Source organism: Roseovarius halophilus (ex Wu et al. 2025), from assembly GCF_047086965.1.
This window is the reverse complement of sequence record NZ_JBKOTX010000129.1, coordinates 1-17257: the sequence shown is the minus strand read 5'-3', so window position 1 is coordinate 17257 and position 17257 is coordinate 1. Positions and strand designations below refer to the sequence as shown.

General features: G+C 61.1%; 14 protein-coding genes and 3 pseudogenes. 12 read left to right on the top strand and 5 right to left on the bottom strand.

Annotation, left to right across the window (positions count from 1 at the left end):
• Positions 1-813: DUF6880 family protein (locus ACH107_RS21790; RefSeq protein ID WP_412507594.1), on the bottom strand; the 813-nt coding region annotated here is incomplete at its 3' end.
• 217 nt (positions 814-1030) lie between these two features.
• On the opposite strand from ACH107_RS21790, the gene ACH107_RS21785 reads away from it, so the two are divergent.
• Positions 1031-2185: a tyrosine-type recombinase/integrase gene (locus ACH107_RS21785; protein WP_412507593.1), complete on the top strand. Its 1155-nt coding sequence runs from the start codon at positions 1031-1033 to the stop codon at positions 2183-2185.
• Here ACH107_RS21785 and ACH107_RS21780 read toward each other — a convergent pair.
• Positions 2179-2277 (bottom strand): annotated as a pseudogene (locus tag ACH107_RS21780) (IS5/IS1182 family transposase); the annotation flags it as partial. The gene ACH107_RS21785 and the pseudogene ACH107_RS21780 sit on opposite strands and share 7 nt — an antisense overlap.
• A 225-nt stretch (positions 2278-2502) precedes the next feature.
• Here ACH107_RS21780 and ACH107_RS21775 point away from each other — a divergent pair.
• From ACH107_RS21775 to ACH107_RS21760, 4 genes are all read left to right on the top strand, one after another.
• Positions 2503-3999, top strand: a complete 1497-nt coding sequence (locus ACH107_RS21775; protein ID WP_412507592.1) for an ATP-binding protein — start codon at positions 2503-2505, stop codon at positions 3997-3999.
• Complete coding sequence (locus ACH107_RS21770; protein WP_412507591.1) at positions 3996-6755, top strand: Z1 domain-containing protein; 2760 nt, start codon at positions 3996-3998, stop codon at positions 6753-6755. Before ACH107_RS21775 ends, ACH107_RS21770 begins: the two co-directional genes overlap by 4 nt.
• A complete protein-coding gene (locus ACH107_RS21765) occupies positions 6748-7731 on the top strand; it encodes a PD-(D/E)XK motif protein (protein WP_412507590.1) in 984 nt (327 codons plus the stop codon). The genes ACH107_RS21770 and ACH107_RS21765 overlap by 8 nt, the downstream gene beginning before the upstream one ends.
• A gap of 102 nt (positions 7732-7833) precedes the next feature.
• On the top strand, positions 7834-9837 hold the full coding sequence (locus ACH107_RS21760) for an AIPR family protein (protein WP_412507589.1): 2004 nt from the start codon (positions 7834-7836) through the stop codon (positions 9835-9837).
• Here the strand turns inward: ACH107_RS21760 and ACH107_RS21755 are convergent, their stop codons facing one another.
• Complete coding sequence (locus ACH107_RS21755) at positions 9838-11244, bottom strand: DNA cytosine methyltransferase (RefSeq protein ID WP_412507588.1); 1407 nt, start codon at positions 11242-11244, stop codon at positions 9838-9840.
• A 160-nt stretch (positions 11245-11404) separates the two neighbouring features.
• Here ACH107_RS21755 and ACH107_RS21750 point away from each other — a divergent pair.
• The 5 genes and pseudogenes from ACH107_RS21750 to ACH107_RS21730 all read left to right on the top strand — a co-directional run bounded on the left by ACH107_RS21750 (position 11405) and on the right by ACH107_RS21730 (position 14652).
• Positions 11405-11868: pseudogene (locus ACH107_RS21750) on the top strand (very short patch repair endonuclease).
• A 317-nt stretch (positions 11869-12185) separates the two neighbouring features.
• Positions 12186-12890: pseudogene (locus ACH107_RS21745) on the top strand (integrase core domain-containing protein); the annotation flags it as partial.
• A gap of 88 nt (positions 12891-12978) precedes the next feature.
• Complete coding sequence (locus ACH107_RS21740; protein ID WP_412507587.1) at positions 12979-13416, top strand: thermonuclease family protein; 438 nt, start codon at positions 12979-12981, stop codon at positions 13414-13416.
• A gap of 12 nt (positions 13417-13428) precedes the next feature.
• Complete coding sequence (locus ACH107_RS21735; RefSeq protein WP_412507586.1) at positions 13429-13701, top strand: DUF4236 domain-containing protein; 273 nt, start codon at positions 13429-13431, stop codon at positions 13699-13701.
• A 417-nt stretch (positions 13702-14118) separates the two neighbouring features.
• Positions 14119-14652 (top strand): hypothetical protein, encoded by a 534-nt coding sequence (locus tag ACH107_RS21730; RefSeq protein WP_412507585.1) that lies wholly within the window; start codon positions 14119-14121, stop codon positions 14650-14652.
• Between the two features lie 22 nt (positions 14653-14674).
• Here the strand turns inward: ACH107_RS21730 and ACH107_RS21725 are convergent, their stop codons facing one another.
• Complete coding sequence (locus tag ACH107_RS21725; protein WP_412507584.1) at positions 14675-14827, bottom strand: hypothetical protein; 153 nt, start codon at positions 14825-14827, stop codon at positions 14675-14677.
• On the opposite strand from ACH107_RS21725, the gene ACH107_RS21720 reads away from it, so the two are divergent.
• Positions 14783-15022 (top strand): transposase, encoded by a 240-nt coding sequence (locus ACH107_RS21720; RefSeq protein ID WP_412507595.1) that lies wholly within the window; start codon positions 14783-14785, stop codon positions 15020-15022. The genes ACH107_RS21725 and ACH107_RS21720 overlap by 45 nt on opposite strands.
• 90 nt (positions 15023-15112) lie before the next feature.
• On the opposite strand, the gene ACH107_RS21715 is transcribed toward ACH107_RS21720, so the two are convergent.
• Positions 15113-15385 (bottom strand): hypothetical protein, encoded by a 273-nt coding sequence (locus ACH107_RS21715; RefSeq protein WP_412507583.1) that lies wholly within the window; start codon positions 15383-15385, stop codon positions 15113-15115.
• Between the two features lie 481 nt (positions 15386-15866).
• On the opposite strand from ACH107_RS21715, the gene ACH107_RS21710 reads away from it, so the two are divergent.
• Positions 15867-17048 carry a plasmid recombination protein gene (locus ACH107_RS21710; RefSeq protein WP_412507582.1) on the top strand — a complete coding sequence of 394 codons (1182 nt, stop codon included), beginning with the start codon at positions 15867-15869 and terminating at the stop codon, positions 17046-17048.
• Positions 17049-17257: the final 209 nt, after the last annotated feature.

Genomic DNA, 17257 nt, shown 5'->3' with positions numbered 1-17257 from the left:
GCGCCAGGTGTCGAGCTGTTCTTGTCGTCCATGGTCCATTCTCCTTCGATGGAAAATTAGCGCTATGAACTGTCTCAGGAAACCGTGCCCCAACCCACCCTGTGCATCGGCCAGCTCGAGCAGAGCGCTTTTGGCTATGCGCTGTTTTCGACGCTCCGCTATGCTTTGCATGTATTCGGCGGTGGATTGTCGTCCGATCATGTCTGTTGAGAGATCCGTTGCATTCAACGTTTCCAGAAACGCCTCCAACTTTTGACGCAGACGTTCCAGGCCATTGGCCCCGAGGGCCGGGGTCAGCGTGGAAATGAGCTTGTCAAACTGGCTGTACCTGTTCTCACACAGGGCGTCGAAAGTTGTATCGATCAGAACCTCAGCGCTCGGCTTTGCCGCAGCCACCAACGGACCGAGGTCCGCGCAGGCATCATGAAAAACCGCAATCACTTCGCCATCACCGCTCTGACAACGCTCGATGACCGGGTTTGCGAGGCCCATGAAACGCCACATCAGGAACAAGGCCTGTTCCGGGTCAGTTGACCCAACTTGGTCAATAATCCCACGGCGCTGGGTCTGCAGGTCGGCGATAAAGGCCTTTCTCTTCTTCCAGGTGATTGCGCTCTTGGCATTGGCGATGCTGGTCAGCCGCTTGGCGATCGCCCGCCCGGCCTCCTTCGGGCTCTGTGCGCCCGCCAGTTCCAGGCGAAGCTTGCGCTTGGCCGCCGCATTCCCGGAGCTGACCTCGATCAGCAGTTGCGCCAGGCGCTCGGTGCCCAGCGCTTCCAAGTTCTTTGCGTTCAGGGTGGTTTTCGACGCCATCAGTGTTCCGTTGCTTTTTGGCGGTTGTAGCAGCGTCGTCGAAAAGCCGGAACCTGCGTTTTGATTCGCTGGAACAATCTCTGTCCCGCACCGGCGCGCAGCACCACCCCCGCAGAACTGCGCACCTTTTCCTTTTCATGCGCAATATCAATGTGTTCGTTGACTGTCTTGGCGTCTTCCGCACTGTGAAGCGGAAAGAAACGGAAGGCTGCCCATCATGCCCAAACTTACCAAGCGCATCGTCGATGCTGCAGAAAAAAAAGCCAACGAATACTTCGTATGGGACAGCGAGATCCCTGGCTTCGGATTGCGGGTCCTGTCAAGCGGACGCAAGGGCTACGTGGTCCAGTACCGCGCTGGACGCCGGTCACGGCGGATCAGCCTCGGGCCCAGCACGGTGCTGACCTGCGAGCAGGCGCGCAGCCGCGCCATGGCGATCGTGTCCGCCGCGCGCAACGGTGATGACCCCGCCGCCGAGCGAGACGCGGGTCGCAAGGCAATCACGGTCAAGGAACTGGCGGAGCGGTTCGACAAGGAGCATATCGCGATCCGCGTGAAGGCGAGCACGGCCAAGGAGTATCGCCGAAACCTCGAACGTTTCATCCTGCCCGCGCTCGGCCGTCTGACCGTCAGCGGGATAACCCGGGCCGATGTGGCGAAGTTTCACCACGACCTCCGCCATATCCCCTATCAGGCGAACCGCTGCCTCGAGGTGATCTCGAAGATGTTCGTGCTGGCCGAAATGTGGGGGCTGCGTCCAGATGCGTCGAACCCGCGTAAGCACATCCGCAAATACCCCGAGGAGAAGCGCGAGCGCTTTCTCAGCGCGGCGGAACTGCGCCGGATCGGTGAGGTGCTGCGCGAGATGGAGGCGGAGGGGATCGAACTGCCCTCGGCCATCCTCGCCGCCCGCCTGCTCATCCTGACCGGCTGTCGGCTGAACGAGATCATGACGCTGCAATGGGCGCACGTCGATCTGGCCGAGCGCGTCCTGCGCCTGCCGGATTCCAAGTCCGGGGCCAAGGTCGTCCATCTCGGTCAGCCCGCAGTCGACCTTCTCCGCGCCGCCCAGCGCGTCGACGGGAACCCATGGGTCATCGCCGGCACCCTGCCGGGCAAGCGCCTGAGCGATCTCCAGCCCTTCTGGCAGCGCGTCCGTGCCCGCGCCGGCGTCAAGGACGTCCGCATCCACGACCTGCGCCACACCTTCGCGTCCACGGCCGTCGCCTCGGGTCAGGGCCTGCCCATGATCGGCAAGCTGCTCGGCCACACGCAGGTCCAGACCACGGCGCGTTACGCCCACCTCGCCGCCGAGCCGGTGAAGTCGGCGGCAGATGCGGTGGCGCAGAACCTGCGACAATCCTTGGGATAGTGTGGCTCGATCAGCGCGAGAAAGCGCGACCACGGCACCACCGCCTCCGGCTCGGTGAAGAACTTCTCCCGCCGCGCCTGCTTCTTTTTCATCGACTGGCGGAGGGCGGGAAAGGCGGGCTGTTTTGGACATCGGCGGGCATCCTTCAATGCCCAGTCTAGCGCAACCCAGTCAGAGCGCGAGGTTTTTAGACTTTCTGTAGCTCGTCCAGCTTGCGTGATTATAACCAAGACTGCTTCAAGCCTTGAGGTTGCGTGCCGCGATCTGTATGCAATATATCAACTTATATTGATTGCAGCTCGCAAAGCAGTTATACAATGGAAAACAAGTGGCTGAAGAAGGCAGATGCCACCCCGCGAGCCTCCGCCCTGATCGAGAGCCTCAGGGATATCGGATATTCCCTGCCGACCGCGCTCGCCGACATTATCGACAATTCCATTACGGCCGGGGCCTCCGCCGTGCGGATTTATGCCGACACGCTGACCGACGACCCGACGATCGCGATCGTGGACGATGGCGCGGGCATGGATCGGGACACTCTGGTCGAGGCCCTTCGTCCGGGTAGCCGCAACCCGCGCGAAGAACGCGCCGACAACGATCTGGGGCGGTTCGGTCTCGGACTGAAGAGCGCCAGCTTCTCGCAGTGCCGGCGTCTGACGATGCTGTCTCGCCACCACGGCGTGCTTTCCGGCGCGCGCTGGGATCTCGACGAGGTGGCCGAGACCGACCGATGGGAAATCTCGCTTATCGAAGACGGGGCGGGAATACCGCACGCCGACCTGCTGCGCGGTGACGGCACGATTGTCCTCTGGGAGAAGCTTGATCGTGTCGATGGCGGATATCAGCATGATGCGCGAAAGCGGGCGCAGCACATCAACCAGGCCCTCGCCGCCGCGGAACGACACCTGAGGATCGTGTTTCATCGGTTCATGGAGCGCAGTGGCAAGGGGCGGCTATCGATCTCCATCAACGACCGTGTGCTTCCACCGATCGACCCGTTCGCGAGCAAACACCCGGCGACCCAGATCGACCCCGAGGAAACCCTGACCCTCTCGCACGGGGTGGTCCGCATCCGGAGCTTCACGATCCCCCATCACAAGGCCATGACGCGCGCCGAGTGGGAAGAACTCGGCGGGCCGGAGGGGCATCTCAGGTCACAGGGGTTCTACATCTATAGAGGTGATCGCCTGATCATCAGCGGCAGCTGGCTGGGGCTTGCGCGACAGACGGAGTTGACCAAGCTCTGCCGGATCCGTGTGGATATTCCCAACACGATGGACGCGGACTGGAAGATCGACGTCAAGAAGGCCTCGGCACAGCTTCCGCCTGCCGTCAAGGACCGGCTCAGGAAGATCGTCGAGCGCTTTGTCCAGACGTCCAAGAGGACCTATCGAAAACGCGGCCAGAAGCTGACCGACGAAACGCGGGCGCCGATGTGGCAACGGCTGATGAAAGACGGGGCGATCTTTTATCAGCCGAATTCCGATCACCCGACGCTTGTCGAGTTCGAGGAGCGTCTGCCCGAAGATCTGCGGCGAGAGTTCCGGAACTGCATCTCGCTGGTGGGTGCGGGTTTGCCAGTGGAGTCCCTTCACGCGGACCTTCTGGGGCAGGCCGAGACCGTCAGGGCCACGGAAGCCGACCCGGACGCGTTGGAACAGGCCCTGCAATCCATGGTTCCGCATCTTCTCGAACAGGGAATATCCGAGGCGGGGGTGCGATCGATGCTGAAGACCACGGACATGTTCCGCAAGGAATGGGATCGGGTCGAACCGGTTCTGGCCAAGCTTCTTTCACAAGAGGAACCCGAATGAGCGACCAAATCAGCAAGCTCGACAACATGGTGTCGCAAGGCGTTGCCGACGGCGACCTGCGAACGCCAGAGGGCATCCGGGAGCTGATCGCAAATGTGCGTCGCATGCCCTACTTCCCAGATGTCACCGATGACGATGCCGAGATACTCGCCCGCGAGATCGAGGAACGGATCGGTGTAAGCATGGGGCTGGGCTCGACCGTCGACGCCAGCGATTTCGAGCCATGGCTCGAACATGTGCGCCCCGAGATCGAGAGCGGATCCGATCCGTGGTATTACTGGTCGCGCTACAAGAAGCTCCTGTTCCGGAACAAGCTGCCGCAGGATGTCATCTACGGGACGGACCAGGTGACGGACACGATACTGGGTCGCCTTGGCAACCCCCGGGACAAGCGATCCTGGGACCGCAAGGGCATGGTCGTTGGGCACGTTCAGAGCGGCAAGACGGCAAACTATACCGGCCTTGTCTGCAAGGCGGCCGACGCCGGATATCGTCTGATCATCGTGATCGCGGGCATCCACAACAACCTGCGCAACCAGACCCAGGGACGGATCGACGAGGGCTTCATCGGGCGCGATACCGGCCGGCTCGCCCATGTCGGAACCCGTGAAAAGCCCAAGCTCATCGGCGTCGCCGATTTCGATGACAGGTTCACGCCTGTCAGCCTGACCAACACGATCAGGGATTTCAACAGGGATACAGCAAACTCTAACACGAGCCAGATTGCCTCTTATGCGGTGCCGGTGGTGCTGGTCATCAAGAAGAACACCCACACCCTGCGGAACCTCACCGAATGGCTGCGCGAGCATAGCGTCAACCACTCCTCCGAGATGGTCGACCAGCCCATGTTGCTGATCGACGACGAGGCGGATAACGCATCGATCAACGTGAAGTACGGCAAGAGGGAGGTCTCCACGATCAACGGTCAGATCCGCCAGCTGCTCGGCCTGTTCCGGCGCAGTTGCTATGTTGGATACACCGCGACCCCGTTTGCCAACATCTTCATAGATCCAGAGCAGGACGAAGAAATGGCGGAGGAGGACCTCTTCCCGCGCGACTTCATCATAGGTCTCGATGCGCCCAACAACTACTTCGGCCCGCGCAAGGTTTTCCTCGATGGCATGCCGGACGACGAGGAGCCATATTACTTGCGCAACATCACCGACAATGAGGATGTGCTTCCGATCAAGCACGGGAAGGATGACGACCTTGTCACCCTGCCCGAAAGCATGGTTGAAGCGCTTCGCACCTTCCTTGTTGCGCGCACGATCCGGGACTTGCGCGGACAGGCCGACAAGCATGCATCGATGCTCGTGAACGCCAGCCGTTTCACCCAAATGCAGGGCCTCATTCGCAATCGGCTCCAGAAAGTCCTCGACACGATCCGGGACGCCGTCCGCATAAACGCGTCACTCGGTGAGCGCGGTCTTCGCGACCCGGAGATTGCGGCCTTGCGCGCGACATGGGCTGCCGAGTTCCAGGACGAATGGCCCAACTGGAGCGAGATTCAGGCGCAGCTTCTGCACTCGATAGGCGGGGCAAGGGTCGTGGAGGTGAACAGCCGCGTGAACGACCTCGACTACTCGGCAGCAGGCGCTCGCGGGTTGACGGTAATCGCCGTCGGCGGGTTCTCCCTGTCGCGCGGCTTGACCCTTGAGGGGCTGACCGTCTCCTACTTCCTGCGCAATTCAATGATGTACGACACGCTCATGCAGATGGGACGCTGGTTCGGGTATCGTGGTGGCTACGAGGACCTGTGCCGCGTCTGGATGCCGCCGCAGGCCATCGGCTGGTATGCCCACATCGCCGACGCGACCGAGGAGTTGCACGAGGAATTGCGGCGCATGCAGCGCGACTGGGCGACCCCGCTCCAGTTCGGGCTTGCGGTGCGCAGTCACCCGGCGTCGCTGCTGGTCACGGCAAGAAACAAGCTGGGATCGGGCGAAAAGCACGTGAGGGTGGGCCTGTCCAACGGCTATGTCGAGACGCACAAGCTTCTCAACGATCCGGTGGCTCTCGCGAACAACCGAAGCGCAGCGCGGGATTTCCTGACCGCATTGCACGATGATGGACACGATCCGGACACCAGCCGCGACACCGGCGGCTATCTCCTGCGCGACGTGGATGTTGACCGCATTGATGAGTTCCTGCTCCGCTTCAGAAACGCGCGCGAGAGCGTGGGGACCACCATCGAGCCGCTGAGAAAATACATAACTGACCGAGCCCATGACGAATTGGACAAGTGGGATGTCTTCATCGCCAGCGTCAGCGAGAAACAGGAAACCATAGAAATGCTCGGCTGGCCCATAGGCCCGGCCAAGCGGAGCATTGGGGTCGAGCGTCTCGAGGATGGCATACTTTCTATCAGTGGGCGCCGTGCGCGCGTTGCATCGCGCGGCGTCGAGAAAATTGGTGTCGCGGCGGACGATGCGGAGCGCGCTGAAGCTGAATTCCTTGCGGCGCATCGCCTTGAAGACAGCGGAAAGATCAACTTTCCTGATCACATCTACCGTCGCGCGCGCAGCAAGCCGCTCCTCGTGCTGTTCCTGCTTTCGGTCAGGCTGCCAGAAAAAGCCGAGAAGCCCGAGAAACTCGGCGATCTTCTTCCCAAGGAACCAGTAGTCGCCTTCGGGATCAGCTTCCCGATTTCGTCGCGGCCCGACGAGAAAGTCGAGTATGTCATGAATACCACCATGCTCCGGGAACTCTTCGGAGAGGATGACCTGGACGAGGACGCGGAGATGGAAGATGGCTGAAGGCAATCCGTGGAACGGCCTCGCGTTTGACGAGGCGCGTCGCGTCGACAAGCGCGGCCGGCATGATTTCTTCTGGGCCGTGGTGGAAAACGACAATGTCGCGCTCGCGCTCGCCTTGCCCGAGGATACAGAGCGGATACTGCCGCTCCCGAAGATCAGAAGCCTTGACGTGAGCTACCGCAGGCTCGGGGCGCGAAATGCGCTTATCGTGGCCCTTCGGGACCCCGAGCAGATAGACCTGTTCGCGAACCTGTGCCTTGATATCGTGTTCGCGGGAGAACAGGGCGAAACGGTTGATGAAGCGCTTGACCGCGCCGTGCGGCGGACCTTGCGCTGGCATCATCTGTTGCGCGGTGGGACATACGACCGCCTGAGCATCGAGGAGCAGAGGGGGCTGATCGGCGAATTGCAGTTTCTCCAGCTCCTGTGCACCGAAATCGGAGCGGAGGCAGCGATCGAGGCATGGCGGGGCCCCGAGGATGGCGCCAAGGACTTCGAACTCCATGGCATGTGTGCCGAGGTCAAGGCGCGCAGGGGCGCGGCCCGACCTCAGGTTCAGATATCCTCCGAGGATCAGCTGGCCGATGTGGCGGATGCCGAGCTGTTCCTCGTGGTCCATGATGTTGATGCAGCCGTAAAGCCGGAGGGCATGACACTGACGGATCATGTGCAGGTGGTCGAGGATATCTACCGATCGGCGACGATGTCGGCGTACGGCACTTGGGAACGACTTCTGGCTGCCACGGGTTTCGACTGGCAGCACGATTACAGCGATCGGCGCTGGACCGTCGGGAAACGGGCGGTCTTCCGCGTGGAGGACGGCTTTCCACGAATACCTGTGCCGGTTGCGATGGGCGTCCTGAACGTCCGATACTCCGTCGCCCTTGACGCTTGTGCGGCGTTCGTCGTCGAGGACGAAGATCTCCTCACGGCGGTCGCGACCACGCAGTCCGTGCCTGGCACGGAGGAAGGCTGATCCATGTCCGAGTACGAGGAATTTCACCGGGAACTCATCGCCGACATCCAAGGCGAAGCGGATGTTGGCGGCACCTACACAACCGAGGCCTTCTTCGAAAAGATGGGCGAGATCCTGACCGAAGCCGGTGAGCTGGACGGGGCAGATTTTGCCTATTTCGAAGGGTCCGGGCGAAATAATGTGAAATTGCAAGTCGACGGATACGGCGGCGATCCACGGGACGCACAGGGCGTGCTCAGTCTGATACTATGTGATTTCTCGGCAACTGACGAGGTGCGTCTTTTCCGGGCAGATGATCTGAAATCCCGTTTCAACCGGCTTGTCGCTTTCCTGAGGCATGCTCGGGACGAGGAATTTCGTGAACAGCTCGAAGAGACCAGCCCCGGCTTCATGTTGTCCGATCTGATCGCAACAACGTGGTCAAGCATCACCAAGATCAAGCTGATCGTCGTGACGAATGCGGAAAAGCGTGCCAAAGCCGATGGCCTGCCTGCGGGTACGATCGACGAGAGACCGGTAACCTACACGGTCTGGGATCTTGCACGGATCGAGAAATACATCCGGTCCGGTCAGACCCGGGAGGAGCTGCTGATCGACTTCGAGAAGGATTTCGGCGGTGCGATCCCGGTGCTCCGGGCCTCAATGGGTGATGCGGCCCTCGAAAGCTACATCGCTGTGATACGGGGCAGCCAGCTGGCCGACATCTACGAGAAATGGGGGACGCGCCTGCTCGAGGCAAATGTACGAAGCTTCCTCCAGGCGCGTGGCAAGGTGAACCGGGGCATTCGGGATACGCTCGAGGATCAGCCCGAGATGTTCTTTGCTTACAACAACGGGATCACGGCTACTGCGGACGATGTGCAGATCCGGCAGACCGAGGAAGGGCCAGTTCTCGTTTCGGCTGACAACCTCCAGATCGTGAATGGTGGGCAGACGACGGCGTCCATCCACGCGTCGCGCCGGCAGAGACCCAAACGCCCCAAGGCGCGGCTGGACGAGGTGCATGTCCAGATGAAGCTCAATGTCGTCCCGCCGGAAACGGCCGAAGAGGTGATCCCCAACATCTCGCTCTACGCCAACAGCCAGAACAAGGTGAACGATGCCGACCTCGCGTCCAACCACCCGTTCCAGATGCGCTTGCAGGAATTTTCGCGCCGCATTCTCGCCCCAAAGGGCGAGAGTTCCTATCAGGAGACGAAGTGGTTCTACGAACGGGCGCGCGGGCAATATCCCGATGAACGCGGCCATCGCACGGATGCGGAGCGCAAGAAGTTCGACCTCGAGTATCCGCGCGCGCAGTACTTCACGAAGACGGATCTCGCGAAATTCGAGAATTCGTGGGCCGGCATGCCGCACGTGGTCAGCCAAGGGGCTCAGAAGAACTTCGTCGCCTTCCAGAGGGAAATCGCGAAGGAGTGGAAGAAGTCCGAAACCCGCTTCGACGAGACCTGGTTCAAGCGGATGATCGCCAAGGCGATCATCTTCCGCCGCCTCGAGAAGGCCGTGCCTCAGCAACCTTGGTATGAGGGTGGTTACCGGGCGAACATCGTCACCTATTCGATGGCCAAGCTTGCCCATGACATGGAGGAGAAGGGTAAGGTGGTCGACCTTGACAGGATCTGGCGACAGCAGGCCGTGCCGGAGCCGGTGGAAGACGCCCTCCTGCTAACGGCTGCGGAAGCCCATGATGTCATCACCCACCCGCCTGAAGGCGTGAGGAACATGAGTGAATGGGCCAAGAAACAGGCCTGCTGGGCGCAGTTCCAGCAACGGGAGTTGGATTATCCGACCGGGTTGAAGGACTATCTTCTGACCCCGGCCGAAGCTGCCTCCGCCGTTGATGAAGAGCGAAAGAAAAAGGCGGTCACGTCCAGTATAGAGGCCCAGTCGACAGTCGTGAACCTCGGCGCGGCGTTCTGGAAAGGGGCCCTCGAATGGGGCAAGGCGCATCGTCTGGTAACGCCCAAGGAGGCCGGGGTGCTGGAAACCTGCAGCAGGATACCCGATCGCCTGCCATCCGAGAAGCAGTGCGTCATCGCAGTGGAGGTTCTCGAAAGGCTCGAGGCGGACGGGTTCGAGGCACCAGCAGGCGGGGATGGAGAGTAATCACTTGCCTGTCACAAGATCACGGACCACGCGGGCGATCTGGAGCGCCAGGTTTGGCGGCACCGCATTGCCGACCTGATGATACTGGGCCGTGCGTGGACCGCAGAAGAAATAGTTGTCCGGGAAGGTCTGCAGCCGCGCCGCCTCGCGCACGGTCAGGGAGCGGACCTGTCGCGGGTCAGGATGGATGAAATAGTGCCCGTCCTTGGAGATGTGGCTGGTCACGGTGCTGGATGGGCGTTCGCCCACCTGGACGCGGAAGCGATCCGCGAAATCTCCTGATGCGCGGTTCTGGTGCGCGGGCTGCAGGAATTCGGGAAAATCGGAGAGCTTCGGGGACGTCCCCGTGACCTCGGCATACGTTGCCGCAAAAAGGTAACGGCCTAGGTCGTCCGGTAAATGTCCGCGCGTCTCGTGATGCAGGACACGATCAAGCCTGTCGTCGACCAGCCAGTCAGCCAGTTCGTTATCGACGCGCGGACCGTTGCCTGTCCGCCCGTGATCGTGTCGCAATGTTTCGCGCGCGAGCCCGTCGACCAAGATTTCTCCCAGGCGGTCGCGCACCGGAGTCGGGACCTTTCGCGACTTTAGGATCGCGCCCGCCTGACGCAGCACCGCGTCGCGCCATGCCTCCGCGTCGTCCCCGCGGCTCAGGCCGCTTCTGAGGCGCGGCAGGTCACATATCGCATCAAGGACCGAGACAGGCACCTCGGTCCGCCCAAGCAGCGGCGCACCATCCGCGGGCGGCGCGATGTCGCGGCGCAGGCCGACCACGAAGACACGGTGCCGCGCTTGCGGGACCCCATGCTCTTCGGCGCGGACAAGAAAGTCGCGGCCCTTGAAAGGGTCGGCGCCCCGAGTTTGCGCAAGGGGCAACAGATGATAGCCATCGCCGGCCCCGGACAGGTCCTCCAGCACACGCTGGAAGATGCCGCCGCCATCGACCCGGCTGGAAATCATCCCCTTGACGTTTTCCATTACGAAAGCCGCCGGGCGCAGCCGGTCGAGGATGCGGACGTATTCCCGGTACAAGTAGTGCCTGTCGTCCTTTTCCGGCACATAATCCCATTTGCCACGGTTACGGGACCGCCCGGCGAGCGAGTAGGCCTGACAGGGCGGGCCACCGATCAGGATCGTGTCTCCGTGATATTCCTCCCGCGTCCGGTCAAGAGTGTCCGAAATCAGGTCGAAGCTTCCGGTTGCGCCAAGCTCGAGTTGCTGCGCCTCGGCCTCCGCGGCCCGCCAAGCGGCCGGGTGCAGCTCCGACCAGTCCGGCATGGGGCCGCCGACATTCAGAGCATCATGGTATGCTTTCGGAAACCCGTTCTCGAATTGGCGCAGGAACGCGCGCAACCTCAGCGTCCGAACCTCGATCGGTTGACGCTCGACCGACAGTCGGATGTCCATTTTGCCCTCCCCCTCGCGGCCCACGGCCGAAAAGCCCTCGCCAAGTCCGCCCGGGCCGGCGAACAGATCGACTATGCCGAAAGTGGAAGGCAAATCAGGCTCCTGACGAATTTCATTCAGCCGGTGTATACTAGGTTCAGGGACGAAAACCAGGACGGATTTGACCGATATCGTGGACCAGCAGACCCGCTCCCGGATGATGTCGGGGATCAGGGGAAAGAACACCAAGCCCGAGCTGGCTCTCAGGTGGGCATTGCACGCGCGCGGTTTCCGCTTCCAGCTTCATTCGAAGACGGTCCACGGTCGACCGGACCTCGTTCTGCCGAAGTATCGCGCCGCCGTCTTCGTGCATGGGTGCTTCGGCATCGTCACCAAGGGTGCCGCTACACGACCACCCCATCGACCCGCCTGGAGTTCTGGCAGGCCAAGTTCACCGCTAATGTCGCTAGGGACGCAGCTGTTCGCGGGGAGCTTCTCGAAGACGGGTGGCGCGTTGCAACGGTGTGGGAGTGCGCGCTCAGGAAACCGGATCAGATTGTCGCGTCGATAGACAGCCTGTCAGCATGGCTGCGTTCCGAGGAACACCAGATCGAAATCGGCGCCAAAGAGGCGCAGCCACAATGAGATGCCCCTTAACCTAGACGCGCACTCAGCCGATTTTCGTGCCCCAGAAGGACGTGTGATCGGCGGCGAAGTAGCCGTCCGCGGCGCGGAAGTTGCCTTGCAGCTGGTGCAGCTGGTAGTGCCCCACTGGGTGGTGTAAGAGGCCGCGCGCGGAGCCTTTTGGCGTAGCGCAGCGCGCGGCCGGGTCTGGCGGCCACCGCGCTTCTTCGTAGTCTGAGGTTGTTCAAAGACCGATGACAACGAAGGAGAGCACGATGACCGATACCATGATTGACCTTCCGGGCGTGATCGCCAAGAGCGATGATGCCGATTTTCTGCGCGAGTTTTTGAACCCGAATGCCTCTCGCTCAGGGCTGGACCGCTGTCTGCGTCGGCACGGTGTCGGCAACCTGCGCGATCTCAAGGCCAGGGCACCGCAGCCGAAGCGCAGCGCCTTCAAGGCTTATGAGCCGGGCTACATCCACATCGACGTGAAGTATCTGCCTCAGATGGCTGATGAGACCTCGCGGCGCTACCTGTTCGTGGCGATCGATCGTGCGACCCGCTGGGTCTTCATCCGGGTCTTCAAGGCCAAGACCGCAGCCAATGCGCGGCGCTTTCTGCGCGACCTGGAGCGCGCCTGCCCGATGCGGATCCGGACAATTCTCACCGACAACGGCAAGGAGTTCACCGATCGGCTCTTCGGTCTGCGCAAGCGCGCGGCGACGGGCGAGCACGAGTTTGACACGCTTTGCACCGAGCACGGGATCGAGCACCGTCTGACCCCGCCAAAATCGCCTCAAACGAACGGCATGGTCGAGCGCTTCAACGGCTGGATCGAGGAGGTGCTGCAAAGCCACCACTTCCGATCCGGCGAGGAGCTGGAGACCACGCTGCACCGCTACGTCTGGCTCTACAACCAGCAGCTCCCGCAATCAGCCCTCGGCAGCAAGACGCCCTTGCAGGCGATGAAAGACTGGCACAAACTCAAACCAGCGTTGTTCAGGAAACGGCCATACTACCTTCCGGGATGTGACATTTAGCCAGAGAACGAACGACAATCCGGCGCGTCGATAGGCAGATTGCGGACTGAACGCCAATCTGATCAGAAGTTAAGAGAGGAGTTGCTTTATGAGAAAATCCAGTCGAACAGCGGTCCTGAGGGTAGCGCTGGCTGTGGCCAGCCTTTTGACCGCCACTGAGGCCCTTGCCGGCCGAATTATTGAAGGCCGTGTCACCGTCGTGCGCGATGTGGACACGATCGTGGTCGCGGGCACCCCGGTTCGACTGAACGGGGTGGACGGGCCCGAGACCTCTACGCGGGCCGGGCGGAACGCGCGCGCATTTATGACCAGGCTGGTCCGTGGTGAGATTTTGACGTGCGATCTGAATGGGGAGCGAACCTATGACAGGTGGGTCGGGGTTTGCTATCTCGGCGAGCAGGATATCGGCGCGATCGCCATTGCGAACGGTCATGCGCTGGACTGTCGGCGCTACTCTGGCGGCCGGTATCGGGAACTGGAAACCCCTGCGGCTCGATCTCGGATCCGACGGGCAGGGTATTGCTAGGATGAGATTGGCGTGAGTTTCCGTTTCTGGCGCCGCATCCGCCTTGCCCCGGGCGTGACCCTGAACTTGTCGAAATCGACGGCCTCGCTGTCGCTGGGACCGCGCGGGGCAAAATACACCATCAGCCCGCGCGGCAACCGGGCGACGGCCGGCAGCAATCAGGGTGTCCTTAAGCCGGCAGGTCTAACAAGGGCTTATCACCCGAAGCTCGACGCCTCCAGATTCTCGCTGGGACGCGATCTGCTCAAGTGGCGTGTCGAAACATATCGAGGCACCATCGTTTGACCAGCACGTGCCTTCGAGGGCCAGCTCGCCGAGAGGCGCGTGGGCATGGCTGGCGCCATAGTATTTATTCCAATGGCCTGTGGCTTTGGTGTCCGACTGCAAGACAAGATGCACCCAGTAACCGGATGATCCATCGTCGGTACACTGTCTAATGTGCCAAACATCGTCACCATCGACCGCCAGCTCACATGCGCCTTCGTGGTAGACCTGCCCATTAACGGCTATCGAGCACGCGCCTGACGCGACGGCGGGCGAGGTTAGGCCGACAAGTGCCAAAGCGATCAGGTGTCTGCTCATACGGTTACCGTGTCAGACAGGCGTTGACATGTCACGTTCCGCAGCGGATTTTCCAAGCACCACTTCAAGGTGTTCAGTGCAACGTGACCACCTTGATATCCATAGAAGGCTCGCTTTTCAGTGTTCGGCCTCGGCAAAAAAGACGAAGACGGAAAACAGGTCCGTGTGGAACACCGCGGCAAGTACACGCGGGCGTCCCGGACTGGTGGTGTGTCTGTTCGCGCTGAGAAAAAACTTGGCCGTGTGAACCTGACAGCAAATACGTCAAAGGGTGTGCGGGCGTCGTCACGGGTAGCAAATGGCACGCGTGTCGCGCTTCAAAACGGGCGGTTCCAGTTGATCGGGCGCTGGCGGGCGGGTCCGCTTGGCTTCAACCTGTCGAAGACAGGTGTCAGCGCATCGGTGAAGAATAAGGCTGGCACTTTTAATTTTCTGAAGCCGCAGTACTCGTCTTTCAAGTTCGCGGGCGTCCAACTGCGGGGCAAGAAGGCGGCTCAGCTTCAGCTGATCTTTATGGCGGTCATGCTGGCAGTCTGGCTGGTCATGTTTGGGTTTCGTCTTGCCGTGTTCTTGCTTTGGCTGGTCTTCCTGCCGGTCATGGCCCTTTGGGATATGGCTGTTGGGTTTGTGCATGGATTTCGCGAGACGAGATGAGATGTCTTTACTGCGTGATCTGCTATCGGTTTGATTGACACACCCTTAACTGCGCCCTGAGCACCGCATAGTCCGCCAACCAGTCGACGATCAGCGCATTCTCTGGCAGCGCGGCAACTTCCTCGGCGACCTGCGCCTGTTCGGCCTCGCTGTCTTCACGCTGCCCGAGCACCATCGCAAACGGCTGCGCACGTCAAACCCGATCGAGCGGTCTGTCCAGCAGGAGCTGAAACGGCGCACCGTCAAGGTCAGGGTCTTTCCCGGCGAGGACGCGCTGCTGCGCCTCGTCAGTGCCGTGCTGGTCGAGATTGACGAAAAATGGGCCTCCGAAACGAAGGCCTACATCAAATGGGAATGCCAGGATGCATGACCCGCTCTCAGCAGAATTTCCAGACCTCAGGTTGCTCAATCCACAGATGTGCCCGGCCAAAACGGCCGGGCGAACTTTCTGGAACGCGGATCAATCGAGTTGATCGAGCGCCCAGTGCACGGCTTCCTGCAAGCAATTTGCGCAAATGAACTGAGGCGGCATTGCTTGGATGGCCGTGAGCAGTCGGAACTGGATCGGTTCTTCCTGAGCTTCGGCGCTGAGCCGCAGGACCTCGGCCGGCTCGCCGGGCCTCGCAACGACGCAGTGCCCTGGCAACACTACGACATCGTAACGTTCGCCGTCATCAGCGGTGATATTGAAGCGGCAGCCGCCGTCGAATGGTGCGAAATTGTAGTCGAACATGTGTATCTCCTGTTGTGGTGCTCGACACGTGTCTTCGATTGTTTTTTGCCGGAAACAACCGGGCGCACTTTTCTCGCAACACGTTGAATCTGCATGACTCTTTTATGAAGGGGGAAAGTCCGCGGCAGGCCGCCCGGGAGGGGTCCAGGGGAGGGGCAGCGCGTGCGCCCCTAACCCTGGGAGCAGGGGGTCAAGGGGGAGTGCGGAACGATGCCCCTTGCCTGTCGGGAGACGCGTGGGAGGGGTGCCGGGGAGGGTCGCAAGAGACCAGCCCTGATGAGTGGAGAGGTCCAGGAGAGGCGGCGCGATAGCCCCTCTCTTGTGTCCCGCGGAAGGCGGCCCGGCTGGCAGGCCCGAACGATGCAATCCTGAACAAGCCCCGGAGGGGCGCAGTGCAGGTTGCTTAGTGAGTATCCACCCCGCACCCAAAAGGAGCGGCGAAAAGATTGGGGCTCCACTTCCCTCAAAAGGAGTCCCAACGATGGCACAGAAGCAACACCCCCTGGTATTTGGCATGCGCCCGCTGTGGCCTGGACAGCTTTCCCGGGTCGAAATGCACCAGACGCGCACTGGTGGCGACCTTTCTCACATCCGCCCGGGTCGCACGCACCTCAATCAATTTTTGATCGGTGGCGAGGGCTGGAAAGAGCATCTCGAGGAAGACATCGACCGCGCCGCCGAACTCAACTTAAGGCACGCGTACCATGCTCGCCGTTATATCCGTAAGCGCAAGAAGGAGGCGGCGGAAATCAAGCGAAAAGGCCCGGTCGATCCCTGGAAAAGAAACCGCGCGGAGGGCCCGTTGCGCGAAGGCGTCTTGACTGCGAACAAGAAGCATTTCGAGGGCGACATGCCCGGCTTTCCAAGCGTCGAAAAAGAAGACGCATTCCGCCGGTCAGCTATGAAATTCCTGGTCGATCAGTTCGGACTGGCGTGCGTCGCTGCATGGTCAGACTCGGACGAGGAAGCTTATCACATCCATTTTGTTATCGCGCCGTGGGTCGTGTCTGAAAGCAAGCAAGCGGGCAAGCAGCGGCGCATTGAGCCGTCTTCAATTCCGGTCATCAAAAACTATGAAGCGGGCCACGATATTGCCACCGAATACTTCAAAAGCGCTGGCCTAGTGCGTGGTGAAAAGCGAGCCCAGGCCCGCCGTGATGCGTTCGCTGCAGAAGCCGAAAGCGAGCTGCCGCGGGAGAATATCCCCTGCCATGAATGGCGCGCTGATGAAGCCGTGCGGCTCGACGAAAAGCGCAAGAAGGCGGCCCGGGCGTGGGCCGCGGCAAAGCGCAAAGAGGCCGCCGCGCGCGAGGCTCAGGCGCGCGCAGATCAGATGGGAGCGGAGGCGCGCCAGGCGCGGATGGAAGCCGCGGCACAGGCGCACCGGGATCGCCAAGAGCGCGAAGCCCGGGAGGCGAAAATAGTCGAGCGTGAGGCCGCCCTGGCCGAGCGCGAGGAAGCCGCCGCGGCAAAAGAAGCCGATCTAAATCGCCGTGAAAAACTTCTGGTCGATGGCGCCAAGAAGTTCATGGAAATGGGCGACGCGATCAGGGCCGCTGCGACGAAACTTGGCCTCGGCGATCACCCCCTAGTCGCGGGCGGAATGCGTGCGCTGCAAGGAATGCGAGATATCGTTGTGAAGCACAAACAGAATGAAAGGTGATTGAAGCGCGCCGCGCAATCCCAGGCGTCATTTCTTGGGTATGCGTAAGATCACCCTGTACCGGGGCACGGTTCTGAGACAGCGCGTTGCGCTGGTTAGGGACTATCCTGAATTTTGTGCTCTGGCGTGGTAACGGTTCTGAAAAGGAGACCACGAATGAGCATCGACAAAGACCTTTTGGACAAGCTGATGGAAGGCCGGTCAGCCGG